Consider the following 14,273-nt stretch of genomic DNA (forward strand, 5'->3'; position numbering starts at 1 on the left):
TGCATGAGCGGTTCAAGGCATGGGCTCCCGGATCAGGCCTGCGGAACGATGTCAGCTCTTCCAGTTCAGCCTCACGCGCACTGAGCTCGAAACAACCACCGGCGGTCGCGTTCGCGGCGTGTGCGGAAGCGGTCGACGCACTTCTTGGAACAGAGCGCAGTGCGCCACGAGTAGTAGCGGATCAAACCAAATTTGCCGCCGCACACCGCACAGCCTTTGGCTGAAGAGCACGGTCTGCACTCGGATTGGCCAACCTCAGGAAGTACGGATGCATCACACATTGTTGTCTCCCTTTGTTGCTTGCCGTTACGCCCGCTTGCGACTGGCTGATCGACATTCCCCGATTGGTCGTGAGGTTAGTCCGCTGGCCACGAAGCGCTCAATTGTACGGAGGTAAATGACCGGCATGACTAGGGTTGGAGGAGCTATACGTAGGTTTGTCCGTAGTCGCCCGGGGCTTCCGCGCTCGTTCATGTTCAACGAGACGGCGCACGATGCTCCGGCTGCACGGTGACCGTGAGAATCCTGCTGACGCGGCTTAGCTGATGTGCCGCGATGGCGAAGCGCCAACGGGACGACGGGGCAAGCGTCGTAATGGCCATCGGGCTCTGGCCGGAATTGCCCCTCTGGCGGCAACGTGCTCTACTTATGTGCACGCAGAGAGCGGCGGGAGCGTCTGCGATGAAGAATGGGCGGGCAGCAACGTTCGGGAAGTCGGCCGCGCAATTCCTTGTCGGCTGCGTCAGGCAAACTGTCGCCGTTAAGCCGCATACCAAACCCGATGGCGACTTGCTGGAGGCCGTCAAGCAGTGGCAGCAAGTCTTCGAGCACAATCCGGTCATGTACTTCATGGTCGATCCGGCAGGAACTGTGGTCAACGTAAACACGTTCGGCGCGGCGGAACTGGGCTATACGGCCGCAGAGCTGATCGGCCGATCGGTGCTGGATGTCTTCTTCGCCGAAGATCGCGACTTTGTCCGCGCGTGTGTTGCACTGTGTCTCGAGACGGTCGATCAATCCCACACCTGGGAAATCCGGAAAGTTCGCAAGGATGGCTCGGTGCTCTGGGTGCGCGAGAACGCCAAGACCATGCTGCGGGCCGATGGCGGACCCATCGTGCTGGTCGCCTGCGAGAACATCACGGCGCGCAAGGAAGCGGAGAATGCTCTGCAACAGAGCGAAGCCTATCTCGCCCAGGCGCAGGAATTGAGCCACACCGGTAGTTTCGGCTGGAGCGCAGCAACCGGCGAGATCACGTGGTCCAAGGAGACGTATCGCATCTTCGCCTGCGATGAGAACTCCAAGCCGAAGATCCCGGTCATGCTCGAGCGGATCCATCCGGAGGACCGGCTCGACGTGCAACTGACCACGGGCCGGGCGGCGCGCGAGGGAAAGGACTACGACCACGAATACCGGCTCCTGATGCCCGATGGTTCCATCAAGTACGTTCGAGCGGTGGCCCGCGCCACGCGAGATTCCGCCGGTCACGTGGGGTTTGTGGGCTCGGTGAGCGACATCACCGCGACCAAAGAGGCAGAGCGCAGGCTGCGCGAGAGCGAGCAGCGCTTTCGCGATTATGCCGAAACCGCATCCGACTGGTTCTGGGAGACGGGGCCAGACCACCGCGTCACCCTGATATCGGAACACACCGATTCCGTCGCGATGCCGGCGGGCCTGATCGGGCTTACGCGTTGGGACATCGCTCCGGACGCGGATCTCGAACCCGAAAAATGGCGGCAACATCGGGCCGCGCTCGACGCCCACCTCCCGTTCCGCGACCTGGTGTATCGCAGCAGGGACCGCAACGGACAGCCGATCTACGTCCGGACCAGCGGCAAGCCGTTCTTCGACGCCGACGGTGCTTTTCTGGGCTACCGTGGCGTCTGCACCGACATCACTGCGGCGATCCGAGCCGATCAGGCCGAAGAGGCGTTGCGCAAGGCGCAAGCCGAGCTCGCCCATGTAACGCGCGTCACGACGCTGGGCGAGCTGACGGCTTCGATCGCCCATGAAATCAACCAGCCGCTCGCCGCACTGATCGCAAATGCCGATGCCTGCCTCACCTGGCTGCAGCGGAGTCCGCCCGATTTCAAAGCGGCCCGCCGCTCCCTGGAATGGATCATCGAGGACGGCACGCGTGCAAGCGACGTGATCCGTCACGTTCGGGCTCTCGCCAAGCGGACCGACATCGAGATGGTTCCACTCGACGCCAACGCGGTGGTGCGCGAGGCCGTCGCGCTCGTTCAGCGCGAGATGGCCAGCCACGCCGTGTCGGTGCGAATGGAGCTGTCGTCCGTCCTGCCCAAGATCTTTGGCGACCGTATCCAACTGCAGCAGGTCCTGATCAACCTGATCATGAACGGCATCGAGGCCATGGAAGGCGTCGATGATCGCCCGCGCGAACTGGCCATCCACTCGGCGGCCGCCGAAGACGGGGCGGTGTTGTTGAGCGTCGCCGACTGCGGCACCGGCATTTCTGAACAGACGATAGACCGCCTGTTCACGCCCTTCTTTACGACAAAGTCATCCGGCATGGGCATGGGCTTGTCGATTTGTCGCTCCATCATCGAGGCTCATGGCGGACGCCTTTCCGCAGCACCGAACCAGGAGCGCGGCGCGACTTTTCGGATCAGCCTGCCCCGCCATCGAGAGGAAACATCGTGACCGAGCGCGCGGAGCCTTCGCCGCCGCCGCAGGACGGCGATCAGCCAATCGTCTTCATCGTCGACGACGACGTGTCGATGCGCCGTGCGCTCACCAACCTCTTCGAGTCCGTCGGCCTCAAGGTCGAAGCGTTCGGCTCGGCGCCGCAGCTCCTTCAGGCCAAGCCGCCACAGGTACCCAGTTGCCTGGTGCTCGACATTCGCCTGCCCGGGGCCAGCGGCCTCGAGCTGCAGTCCGATCTTGCCAAGGCCAATATCCACACGCCCATCATCTTCATTACCGGTCATGCCGATATTCCCATGACAGTTCGGGCCATGAAAGGCGGCGCGATCGATTTCCTGACCAAGCCGGTCCGCGATCAGGACATCCTGGACGCAGTCCAGGCCGCGATCGAGCGGGACCGCAAGCGCCGCGATCTCAACAAGACGGTTTCGAACGTCAAATCGCGTTTCGAGACACTCAGCTCGCGGGAGCGGGACGTATTGGCACTGGTGACCTCGGGCCTGATGAACAAGCAAGTGGCCGCCGAGCTCGGATTGGCTGAGATCACCGTCAAGATCTATCGGGGCCAGATCATGCGCAAAATGGGGGCGAAGTCCCTGGCCGACCTCGTGAGAATGAGCGAGGCGCTCGGAATCGGACCCGGCCGGTCGAACGTACAAACCTAAGTATGAGTATGCAACTATGAGTAACGGGTCCACCTTGCGTGGTGAGGCACCGCCGTAGGGACGGCAAGCTAATCCCGGGCGAGGAGCGGACGTCTTGCCAGCTGCTTCGATCATTTCAGTGCTAGACGATGACCCCTACGTGCGGGCGGCGATCAACAATCTCCTGGAATCGCGCGGCTATGTCGTCCACACATTCGCTTCCGCCGAAGAATTTTTGAGCTCCGCCCATTCCAGCCGCACCTCCTGCGTCGTCGCCGACGTGCAGATGCCGTCGAAGACTGGAATCGATCTGTTGACGCAGATGCGCGCGCAGGGCTCGGCTACGCCGTTCATCCTGATCACGGCTTTCCCCGATGAGGGCGTTCGCATGCGTGCGCTCAAAGCCGGGGCAACCTGTTTCCTGGGTAAGCCGTTCGTCGCTGCGGATCTGATGCAATGCCTGGAGCAGGCGCTGGCGGCGGGTAAGACTAGCACGGAGTGACGTTCCGGCCGCTCATTCAACGTTGATGTTCGCCGCCTTGATGATCGGCCACCACTTGGCGATCTCCGCCTTCTGCCTGACACCGAGCGCTTCCGGCGTGAGCTGATCCTGTGGCGGCATCTCCAGGCCCTGGCTTTCGAGCTGCTTCTTCACGCCGGGATCGTTCAGCGCCTCCACGGCGGCCGCGTTGAGCTTGCTGACGATCTCCTTGGGCGTGCCCTTCGGCACCCACAGGCCCGACCACAACGTCATGTTGAAGCCCTTCAGACCCGCCTCGTCAGCGGTCGGGATATCGGGCGCCGAGGCGAGACGCTTGTCGTCGGTGATGGCATAGGCGCGGATGGTGCCGGCGCGGACCTGGTTGATGGAGTTGGAGGTCTGGTCGACGATGATGTCGATCTGGCCCGCGATGAGGTCGTTCAGCGCGGGCGCGGTGCCGCGATAGGGCACGTATTGCAGCTTGATGCCAGCGACGCTTTCAAGATAGACGCCGGCGATGTGGCTGCCGGAGCCGGCGCCCGCGGTGCCGGCCGTCGGCGGCGTCGGGCGCGACTTCAGCCAGTCCAAAAGCTCCTTCAGGGATTTAGCCGGTACCGCGTTCTTGCTGACCACGATCATCGGGTTGCTCGGCAAGAGCACCACGGGTTCGAGATCAGCGACGAGGTCGTAATTGAGCTTGTAGACGGCGCCGTTGGCGACGTGGGTGCCGAGATGGCCGAACGAGATGGTATAGCCATCGGGCGGCGAGTGCACGGCACGCCCCACCCCGATCGAGCCGCCCGCACCGGTGACGTTCTCGATCACCAAGGCCTGGCCGAGCGACTGGCGCATCCGCTCGGCAAGCACGCGTGCCATCGCATCCGACGGGCCGCCGGCCGCGAAGGGAACGATGATGGTGATGGAACGCGACGGATAATCGTCGGCGCGCGCGACGCCGGCCAGAGCGAGAAGCCCGATCAGCGCAGCACAGACGGCCTTTTTCATCGTTTCCTCCGCAGCGATTCTTCTTCATCTCTCCCGCAAGCGGTGCGAGGGAGAAGCTCTAGAACTGCGTGTAGTCGATCGGCTTGTGGCGATCGAGCGTGCGGGTGACCGGCGGCAGCGGGTATTTCAGGCCGGTGGCGCAATTGAACAGCATCACGCGATCACCCTTCGAGACGCGGCCATCGGCAAGGCTGTCCTTGTAGGCGGCGTAGGTCGCGGCACCTTCGGGGCACAGCAAGAGCCCCTCCTCGCGCGCGACCTCGTTCAGCGCCGACGAGATCTTGTCGTCGTCGACGGCAATGGCAAATCCCTTGCTCTCGCGCACGGCGCGCAGGATCAGGAAGTCGCCGATCGCCTGCGGCACGCGGATGCCAGAGGCGATGGTATGGGCATCCTCCCAACGCGCGGCATGCTCCGTGCCGGCGTCATAGGCGCGGACCATCGGCGCACAGCCCGAGGCCTGCACCGCGACCATGCGCGGGCGCTTCGATCCGATGAAGCCGATCTTCTCCAGTTCATCGAACGCCTTCCACATGCCGATCAGGCCGGTGCCGCCGCCGGTCGGATAGAAGATCACGTCCGGCACGTCCCAGCCGAGCTGCTCGGCAAGCTCCAGGCCCATCGTCTTCTTGCCTTCGATGCGGTACGGCTCCTTCAAGGTCGAGGTGTCGAACCAGCCGACCTTCGCCTTGCCTTCGCCGACGATCTTGCCGCAATCGTCGATATAACCGTTGACACGGTAGACGGTCGCGCCCTGGAGCTCGATCTCGCTGACGTTCACTTCAGGCGTATCGGCCGGACAGAAGATCGTGGTTTTGATGCCGCAGGACGTCGCGTAAGCCGCGAGCGCCGCGCCCGCATTGCCGTTGGTCGGCATCGCCATATGCTTGATACCGAGCGCCTTGCCCATCGACACCGCCATCACCAGGCCGCGCGCCTTGAACGAGCCCGTCGGCAGGCGCCCCTCGTCCTTGACGATGATCTCGCCACCACCGAGCTTCGCAGCCAGCTTGGGCAGCCGGATCAGGGGCGTGGTGACTTCGCCGAGCGAGACGATGTCCCTGCATTTGCGCACCGGCAGCAGCTCGCGATAGCGCCACATGTCGGCGGGACGTTCCTTCAGCGCATCCTTGGTCAGCGCCTTCTTCACGCCCGCGAGGTCATAGCGCACGAGCAGCGGCTTGCCGGCTTTGGAGAGGTTGTGGACCTGGTCCGCCGCGTAATGATCGCCTTCCATCGCGCATTCGAGATGCGTGACGAAGGTCGGGCGCTCGATGGTCAGGTTGTCATTGTCGTGCATGGGATCTTCCCTTCTTTTGTTCTGTCGCTTCGCTGTCTGACCGTCACCCTGAGGCGCTCTTCATGCGGCGCAACGCGCCGTATGAAGAGCCTCGAAGGGCAACGAGCCCGGCTGCTGCATCTCGGCCGCTCATCCTTCGAGGCTCTGCCAACGGTGCCCAGCACCGCTGGCCTCGCACCTCAGGATGACGGAACTGCTGAAGGAGCGCGGCGCCGCCGCCCTCGCCCGTCAGATATTCAACACCCGTCCATACGCATCCAGCACGGCTTCCTTCATCATCTCCGACAGCGTCGGATGCGGGAACACCGTGTGCATCAGCTCTTCTTCCGTCGTTTCCAGATTCATCGCGACGACATAGCCCTGGATCAGCTCGGTCACTTCGGCGCCGACCATGTGGGCGCCGAGCAGCTGGCCGGTCTTCTTGTCGAAGATCACCTTGACCAGGCCCTGGTCCTCGCCGAGCGCGATCGCCTTGCCGTTGCCGACGAAGGGGAAGCGGCCGACGCGGATTTCGCGGCCACTCTCCTTGGCCTTGGCTTCCGTCAGGCCCACCGAGGCGACCTGCGGCTGGCAATAGGTGCAGCCCGGGATCAGGTTCTTGTCCATGGGATGCGGATGCAGGCCCTTGATCGCCTCGACGCAGATCACGCCCTCATGCTCGGCCTTGTGGGCGAGCATCGGGGGGCCGGCGACGTCACCGATGGCGTAGATGCCGGGAACGTTGGTCTTGCCGTAGCCGTCGATCACGATGCAGCCGCGGTCGGTTTTGACGCCGAGCTTTTCCAGGCCGAGATTTTCGATGTTGCCGACGACGCCGACGGCCGAGATCACGCGTTCGAACTCAGTGGTAACAGGCTTGCCCTTGCCGTCGTCGATGGTGGCGACGACGCTGTCGGCCTTCTTCTCCAGCTTCGTCACCTTGGTGGAGGACATGATCTTGATGCCCTGCTTCTCGAGTCGCTTGCGTGCGAGACCGGCGATCTCGGCATCCTCGACGGGCAGGATCTGCGGCAGAACTTCGACGACGGTGACCTCAGAGCCCATGGTGTGGAAGAACGAGGCGAACTCGATGCCGATCGCGCCGGAGCCGACCACCAGCAGCGATTTCGGCATCCGTTCCGGCACCATCGCTTCAAAATAGGTCCAGATCAGCTTCTTGTCGGGCTCGAGCCCCGGCAGCACGCGCGGCCGCGCGCCCGTGGCGACGATGATGTGCTTGGCCTGATAGCTCCCCTCGCCCAGCGAACCCTTCGGCCCCTCGACGTCGGACTTCTTCACCGTGACCTTGCCGGGCGCGTCGATCGAGGCGGCGCCCCAAATCACGCTCACCTTGTTCTTCTTCATCAGGAAGCCGACGCCGTCGTTCAGCCGCTTGGAAACGCCGCGCGAACGCTGCACCACGGCCTTCGGGTCGAACGACACCTTCTCGGCCGAGAGGCCGTAATCCTTGGCGTGCTGCATGTAGTGGTAGATCTCGGCCGAGCGCAGCAGCGCCTTGGTCGGGATGCAACCCCAATTCAGGCAGATGCCACCGAGATAGGATTTCTCGACGATCGCGACCTTGAACCCGAGCTGCGCGGCGCGGATCGCGGTGACGTAGCCGCCGGGGCCCGAGCCGATGATGATCACGTCGAAGGATGTGTCGGCCATGTACGCTCGTTCTCGCTCCAACCGGCCTTAACGTTCGAGACCGTCATCACGAGCAGCTCTTGGCGAGGAGCTCTTGCAACGAAGCAATCCAGTCTGCCGGTCACGTCCTGGATTGCTTCGCTTCGCTCGCAATGACGACGCGAATTTCTCGTCACACCATCATCATGACGGGGTTTTCGATCAGCTGCTTGAAGGCGCCGATCAGCTCGGCGCCGAGCGCACCGTCGATGGCGCGGTGATCGCAGGACAGCGTCACGCTCATCATCGTTGCGATCTCGATCTTGCCGCTCCGCACCACCGGCCGCTCCTCGCTGGTGCCGACCGCAAGGATCGTGGCATGCGGCGGGTTGATCACCGCCGTGAAGTCCTTGATGCCGAACATGCCGAGATTGGACACCGCGGTGGTGCCCCCCTGGTATTCCTCGGGCTTCAATTTGCGGGAGCGCGCGCGCGCGGCAAAATCCTTCATCTCGTTGGAGATGGTCGAGAGCGTCTTGGTCTCGGCGTTGCGGATGATCGGTGTGATCAGGCCGCCCGGCATCGCCACGGCAACGCCGACGTCGGAGTGATGGTGCTTCACCATGCCTGACTCGGTCCAGCTGACGTTGCAGTTCGGGATCTTCTGCAGCGCCACCGCCATCGCCTTGATGACGAAGTCGTTGACCGAGATCTTGTAGAGCGGCTTCTTCTCCTTGTCCTTGGGAGCAGCCGCATTGATCTCCTCGCGCGCGGCGAGCAGCTTGCCGAGGTCGCAGTCGATGGTGAGATAGAAGTGCGGGACATTCTGGATCGACGCGGTCAAACGTTGGGCAATCGTGCGGCGCATGCCGTCATGCGGGACGATGTCGTAAGAGCCGGGCTCGAACAGCGACAGGATCTGCTTGTCCGACATGGTCGGCGCGATCGAGGGCGCGCCGGCGGACGGTGCCGCGGCGGGCGCCTTGAGGCCCTTGCCCGACTTGGCCTGCTCGACGTCGCGCGCAACGACACGACCATGCGGGCCGGTGCCTGTGACCATCGAGACATCGATGCCGGCTTCCTTGGCAATGCGGCGCGCCAGCGGCGATGAGAACACACGGCCGGCGTGACCGTTGCCCTGTGCGGCAGGTGCAGCAGCCTGCGGCGCGGGGGCAGCAGGTGCCGGCGCAGCCTTGGGCGCGGCGGCAGGCGCAGGCGCGGCAGCGGGAGCTTCGGCGGCCTTTGGAGGCGCGGCCGCCGCGCTGGGCTTGGCGGCGCCAGCGGTCTTGACATCCTCACCCTCGGCGGCGAGCACCGCGATGATGTCGTTGACCGGCACGTCTTGCGTGCCTTCGGGCACCAATATCTTGGCGAGCGTGCCTTCGTCGATCGCCTCGACCTCCATGGTAGCCTTGTCGGTCTCGATCTCGGCGATGACATCGCCTGACTTGACCTTGTCGCCCTCCTTCTTCAGCCACTTGGCGAGGTTGCCCTTCTCCATCGTTGGCGAAAGAGCGGGCATCAGGATGTTGATAGGCATGCTGACCTCACGAAGAACTTCTCAAAACGTCGTCCCCGGAACGAGGACGAACAGACCAGGTTTAGTTGCCGATGTCGCCTTGCCACAGGCGCTCATTGGCAGGGATGGAACGCCAATTCTTCATCATGGTGATGGAGCGATCGTCGGCAAGATCGATCCAGGGAATCCCGAACTTGTCGAGGATGTCCTTGGATCCCTCGAAGGTGACGGATTCCCCGATCACCACGAGCTTGACCTTGAACAGAGCGAGCGCGCCGGCACACATCGAGCATGGCGACAGCGTGGTGTACATGACGGTGTCATGGAACGAGATCGCGCCGGCTTCGCGCAGGCAGCTCATCTCGCCATGAAGGATCGGATTGTTTTCCTGCACGCGATTGTTGTGGCCGCGCGCGATGACCTTGTTGTCGCGCGTCAACACGGCGCCGATCGGCAGGCCGCCCTGCGCGATCGAGGCCTCCGCCTCGCGGATCGCTTCCAGCATCAAATCGTAATGGTGGGCTGCGACTACCACGGTCAGTGTCCCTTGCCGCGCGGCGTCGTGGTGCCGGTGTCGGTGGGACGCTCGATCTCCGCCTGGAACATGTCGAGGATTCGGCCGAGCGCATCCTCTTCAGTATACTCGCTCTCGCGCGCATAGGCGCGCGCGGCGTGGCGGGCGAGATCGACGAGCAGGAGGCCCCACATGTCGGGCTCCTCGAAGGCGCGCTGGAAGGCCATCGACAGCCCGCCGTCCAGCACGAACACGCGCAGGATCTCGACCGCATCGTCGCGGGCGATGACGTCGGGCGGCAATGGCTGCTCCTTCGGACCCACCATGGCCTACCTGTAGCAGACGGCTTTGGCGGCCTCGACCACTTCCGCCGCCGAAGGCAGCGCGAGCTTCTCCAGGTTCGCGGCATAAGGCATCGGCACGTCCTTGCCGGAGACGCGTGCGACCGGCGCGTCCAGATAGTCGAAAGCGTTTTCCATGATGCGCGCGGCGATCTCGGCGCCGACGCCGCTCTGGGCCCAGCCCTCTTCCACCGTGACGGCACGCCCGGTTTTCTTGACCGAGTTGATGATGGTCTCGGTGTCCATCGGACGCAGCGTGCGCACGTCGATCACCTCGGCCTCGATGCCATCCTTGGCGAGTTCGTCGGCAGCCTTCAGCGCATAGGTCATGCCGTTCGACCAGGAGATGATGGAGACATGGCTGCCGGGGCGCACGATGCGCGCCTTGCCGATCGGGATCACGAAATCGTCGAGCTTCGGGACCTCGCCGGTGTGGCCGTAGAGCATCTCGTTCTCGAGGAAGATCACCGGATTGGGATCGCGGATCGCGGCCTTGAGCAGCCCCTTGTAGTCGGCAGCCGAGTACGGCGCGATGACCTTGAGGCCAGGGACGTTCGAATACCAGGCCGAGTAGTCCTGGCTGTGCTGGGCGGCGACGCGCGCGGCCGCGCCGTTGGGGCCGCGGAACACGATCGAGCAGCCCATCTGGCCGCCGGACATATAGAGCGTCTTGGCCGCGGAGTTGATGATCTGGTCGATCGCCTGCATGGCGAAGTTGAAGGTCATGAACTCGACGATCGGCTTGAGGCCGGTCATCGCCGCGCCGACGCCGACGCCGGCAAAGCCGTGCTCGGTGATCGGGGTGTCGATGACGCGCCTCGCACCGAACTCCTGGAGCAAGCCTTGCGTCACCTTGTAGGCGCCCTGATATTCGGCGACCTCTTCGCCCATCACGAAGACATCAGGGTCGCGGCGCATCTCTTCGGCCATGGCGTCGCGGAGCGCTTCGCGGATGGTCTGCGTGATCATCTCGGTGCCGGCGGGCACTTCCGGATCGGGCTCGGCGACGGCCTGCGGCGCGGGTGCCGCCTTGGGCGCAGGCGCTTCGGCCTTGGCGGCGGCGGGCGGCGCCGACTCGGCAGCCTTCGCAGCCGGTGCAGGCGCCTTGGCAAGATCGGCCGCGCTTTCGCCGTCGGCGAGGATCGTCGCGATCGGCGTGTTCACGGCAACGTCGGCGGTGCCCTCGGGGATCAGGATCTTGCCGAGCGTGCCCTCATCGGTCGCCTCGACCTCCATGGTGGCCTTGTCGGTCTCGATCTCGGCGATAACGTCGCCGGATTTGATCGTCTCGCCCTCTTTTTTAAGCCATTTGGCGAGGTTGCCCTTTTCCATCGTGGGCGACAACGCGGGCATCAGCACTTGAATTGGCATATCGACTCCAAGGAAAAGCTTGCGCGCGCTTAGCGGTAAACGTCGGTCCAGAGCTCGGCGGCATCCGGCTCGGGATCATGCTGGGCAAAGTCGGCGGACGCATTGACGATGTCACGCACCTCGGCGTCGATCGCCTTGAGATCGGCCTCGCTGACCTTGGCGGCGAGCAGGCGGTTGCGCACCTGCTCGATCGGATCCTGGTCGTGACGGACTTTCTCGACCTCCTCGCGCGTACGGTATTTGGCCGGGTCGGACATCGAGTGGCCGCGGTAGCGATAGGTCTGCATCTCCAGGATGAAGGGACCCTTGCCGGCGCGACACCAGGCCGTCGCCTCATCGGCCGCGGCCTTGACCGCACGGACGTCCATGCCGTCGACCTGCTTGCCCGGAATGTTGAAGGACACACCGCGCTTGGAGAAATCCTGCTGCGCCGAGGCGCGCGACACCGAGGTACCCATGGCGTAGCGGTTGTTCTCGATGACGTAGATCACCGGCAGCTTCCAGAGCTCCGCCATGTTGAAGCTCTCATAGACCTGGCCTTGGTTGGCCGCGCCGTCGCCGAAATAGGTGACGCTGACATTGCCGTTGCTGCGATAATTGTTGGCGAAAGCGAGACCGGTGCCGAGTGAGACCTGCGCACCGACGATGCCATGGCCGCCGTAGAAATGCTTCTCCTTGCTGAACATGTGCATGGAGCCGCCCTTGCCCCTGGAATAGCCGCCGCGGCGCCCCGTGAGCTCGGCCATCACACCATTGGCTTCCATGCCGGTGGCGAGCATGTGACCGTGATCGCGATAGCCGGTGATGACCTGATCGCCCTCCTTCAGGGCCATCTGCATACCAACTACCACGGCCTCCTGGCCGATATAGAGGTGGCAGAAGCCGCCGATCGCACCCATGCCGTAAAGCTGGCCTGCCTTTTCCTCGAAGCGCCTGATGAGGAGCATGTCGCGGAGCGCCTTCAGCTCCTGCTCCCTGGTGAACTCCGGAGGCGAACCGCCGTTGGTCTTGTCGTGCTCAGCGCTTGCGGCGGCTTTCTTGGGTGCGGCCATGGGAATTCCGGGTCAGAGAAATCTAGGTCCTCTCTAACCTAACTCATCAGCGTGTGAAAGCACCGCAGCGGCATGCCACGACTTTCATTATGCCGCACTGCAACGTGGCCGAAATTTTGCAAAACCTTTGGCGCCGATCAGGCAACATTTGCTCAGGGCCGAAGGAAGCTCTGCATGCGGATGAGGCAACGAGATCGGACACGCATATCTCGGGGCGCTGTGCCCTACGCAATGTCCGATTCGTATTGCCGGATTTACCAGCCCATCTCGCGCTGATACGCCGCGCGGGCGGCAACACCAGTGGGCGTGAAATCAGTGAAGACGCCGTCGACGCCGAGACGGAAGAATTTGAGATATTCCAGCGCCGGATCGGCGTGATAATCGGCGGCCAGATATTTCTTCTCGTTACGGAACGTGAAGACGTGCACGAACAGGCCGAGCTTGTGCGCGTCGGCGATCAGGCTGGTTGCCTCCTGCGTCGAGGCCTCCGGCGTCGACCCCTTGTAGGGCGTGCCGTCGGCATTGGTATCCTTCCACGGCGCGACCTTGAGCGGAACGATATAGGCCTTCCACGGGCCGATGCCGTCGGCATAGGTCTTGATCTCGGCAAGGCCCTCGGGCGTCAGCATCGCGTCGTACAGGCGCGCGTCGCCTGAAACCGTCCAGTCGAACGGGCGCGAATTGGTGATGTTGTTGAGCAGCACCTTGCCGGTTTTGAAATCGATGCCGTTACCGTCGATGAGCTGGACCTGCCGGGTCTGAAGACCATGGCTGCGCATATATTTCAGGCTGCCCGGCTCGAAGCTCTGGACCAGGATCGGAGCATCCTTGGTGTTGAGGCCGTTATCCCCAATGATCTTGATCAGCGCATCCTCGAGCGGATGGCTGCCCGGTGCGCCGCAGCCGTTTGCGATGGCCTGGGCATTATTCCAGGTCGGGTTCTTGGTTTCCGGATAGACCAGGATGGACCGCCCGGTCTCCTTGCTCCTGGCCTTGGCGATGTCCAAAATGTCCTGGAAGCTGATCACAGGGAATTTGCCGTTGAAGACCTTCGGCCGCTCGTTGGCGGCATCGTAAGTGGTCCCGCCGATCCACTGCTTCAGCTCGGCCATGGTGAAGTCGGTGATCGACCAGTCGTTGGTGTGATCTTCGCCATCGACGATCAATGACTTCAGCACCGATTTGGGATCAGCGGGATCGGTGAGATCGACGAGGTAGTCGGCCGGCGTGCCTGTAGCGGCAGGCGCCTTGACGCGCACACCGGGCACAGTGCGCTTGCGCGCCGCGACCGCCGGATTGGTCTTCGCCACGTCGGCAATATTGGTGTTATCGCTCAGCCATGGATTGTGGCGCGCAACCAGGACGCAATCCTTGGTGAGGTGCAGATCCTCTTCTAGCGCGTCGGTCCCGAGCGCGGCTGCGAGGTCATACGAGGGCTCGGTCTCTTCCGGCACCAGGCCGGGCACGCCGCGATGGCCGAGGATCAGCGGTGCCTTCCCATCGACGGTCAGGAAGGGTTTTGCACCTGATGGCGCCGCCTGCGCCAGGGCCATCGACGGCAAAAGCAACGCCAGCGCCACCGCGCCGAGACTAGCTCCCACATGGATCTTCCGCTGCAAGGAATTGTTCGTCATGGCCGCGTCTCTCCGTCTGTGGCTCGCATCGCGTCGTCGCGATCGGGGCTGTCGTCTTGTCGCACTTCTCTGACAGACGGATGACGGCGGCCCATTCGACACGAGCAATGCACAACGCGAATGCGCCGACCTTTTTG

General features: G+C 63.4%; 12 protein-coding genes. 3 read left to right on the forward strand and 9 right to left on the reverse strand.

What is annotated here, in order from left to right:
* Nucleotides 1-681: 681 nt before the first annotated feature.
* The 3 genes from BM222_RS16850 to BM222_RS16860 all read left to right on the forward strand — a co-directional run bounded on the left by BM222_RS16850 (nucleotide 682) and on the right by BM222_RS16860 (nucleotide 3,813).
* Nucleotides 682-2,664, forward strand: coding sequence for a PAS domain-containing sensor histidine kinase (locus BM222_RS16850; RefSeq protein WP_092229417.1), 1,983 nt, complete (start codon nucleotides 682-684; stop codon nucleotides 2,662-2,664).
* Entirely contained in the window at nucleotides 2,661-3,332 is a 672-nt protein-coding gene (locus BM222_RS16855) for a response regulator transcription factor (RefSeq protein ID WP_092229419.1), read from the forward strand. Before BM222_RS16850 ends, BM222_RS16855 begins: the two co-directional genes overlap by 4 nt.
* Before the next feature lie 94 nt (nucleotides 3,333-3,426).
* Complete coding sequence (locus BM222_RS16860) at nucleotides 3,427-3,813, forward strand: response regulator transcription factor (RefSeq protein ID WP_092229421.1); 387 nt, start codon at nucleotides 3,427-3,429, stop codon at nucleotides 3,811-3,813.
* Between the two features lie 12 nt (nucleotides 3,814-3,825).
* Here the strand turns inward: BM222_RS16860 and BM222_RS16865 are convergent, their stop codons facing one another.
* The 9 genes from BM222_RS16865 to BM222_RS16905 form a co-directional block, all read right to left on the reverse strand.
* A complete protein-coding gene (locus tag BM222_RS16865) occupies nucleotides 3,826-4,797 on the reverse strand; it encodes a tripartite tricarboxylate transporter substrate binding protein BugD (RefSeq protein ID WP_092229423.1) in 972 nt (323 codons plus the stop codon).
* Nucleotides 4,798-4,855: 58 nt separating this feature from the next.
* On the reverse strand, nucleotides 4,856-6,097 hold the full coding sequence (locus tag BM222_RS16870; protein WP_092229425.1) for a threonine synthase: 1,242 nt from the start codon (nucleotides 6,095-6,097) through the stop codon (nucleotides 4,856-4,858).
* 228 nt (nucleotides 6,098-6,325) lie between these two features.
* Nucleotides 6,326-7,747, reverse strand: coding sequence for a dihydrolipoyl dehydrogenase (gene lpdA / locus BM222_RS16875; RefSeq protein WP_092229427.1), 1,422 nt, complete (start codon nucleotides 7,745-7,747; stop codon nucleotides 6,326-6,328).
* Between the two features lie 151 nt (nucleotides 7,748-7,898).
* Nucleotides 7,899-9,245: a pyruvate dehydrogenase complex dihydrolipoamide acetyltransferase gene (locus BM222_RS16880; RefSeq protein WP_092229429.1), complete on the reverse strand. Its 1,347-nt coding sequence runs from the start codon at nucleotides 9,243-9,245 to the stop codon at nucleotides 7,899-7,901.
* A 61-nt stretch (nucleotides 9,246-9,306) separates the two neighbouring features.
* Complete coding sequence (locus BM222_RS16885) at nucleotides 9,307-9,729, reverse strand: nucleoside deaminase (protein ID WP_456705294.1); 423 nt, start codon at nucleotides 9,727-9,729, stop codon at nucleotides 9,307-9,309.
* A 32-nt stretch (nucleotides 9,730-9,761) separates the two neighbouring features.
* On the reverse strand, nucleotides 9,762-10,064 hold the full coding sequence (locus BM222_RS16890) for a DUF5076 domain-containing protein (RefSeq protein WP_092229434.1): 303 nt from the start codon (nucleotides 10,062-10,064) through the stop codon (nucleotides 9,762-9,764).
* A gap of 3 nt (nucleotides 10,065-10,067) precedes the next feature.
* Complete coding sequence (locus BM222_RS16895) at nucleotides 10,068-11,450, reverse strand: pyruvate dehydrogenase complex E1 component subunit beta (RefSeq protein ID WP_092229436.1); 1,383 nt, start codon at nucleotides 11,448-11,450, stop codon at nucleotides 10,068-10,070.
* A 29-nt stretch (nucleotides 11,451-11,479) separates the two neighbouring features.
* A complete protein-coding gene (gene pdhA / locus BM222_RS16900) occupies nucleotides 11,480-12,502 on the reverse strand; it encodes a pyruvate dehydrogenase (acetyl-transferring) E1 component subunit alpha (protein WP_092229440.1) in 1,023 nt (340 codons plus the stop codon).
* Nucleotides 12,503-12,756: 254 nt separating this feature from the next.
* On the reverse strand, nucleotides 12,757-14,136 hold the full coding sequence (locus BM222_RS16905; protein WP_177243269.1) for a glycerophosphodiester phosphodiesterase family protein: 1,380 nt from the start codon (nucleotides 14,134-14,136) through the stop codon (nucleotides 12,757-12,759).
* Between the last annotated feature and the right edge of the window lie 137 nt (nucleotides 14,137-14,273).

The sequence above is a fragment of the Bradyrhizobium sp. Gha genome (genome assembly GCF_900113735.1).
In the GTDB taxonomy this organism is placed as follows: domain Bacteria; phylum Pseudomonadota; class Alphaproteobacteria; order Rhizobiales; family Xanthobacteraceae; genus Bradyrhizobium.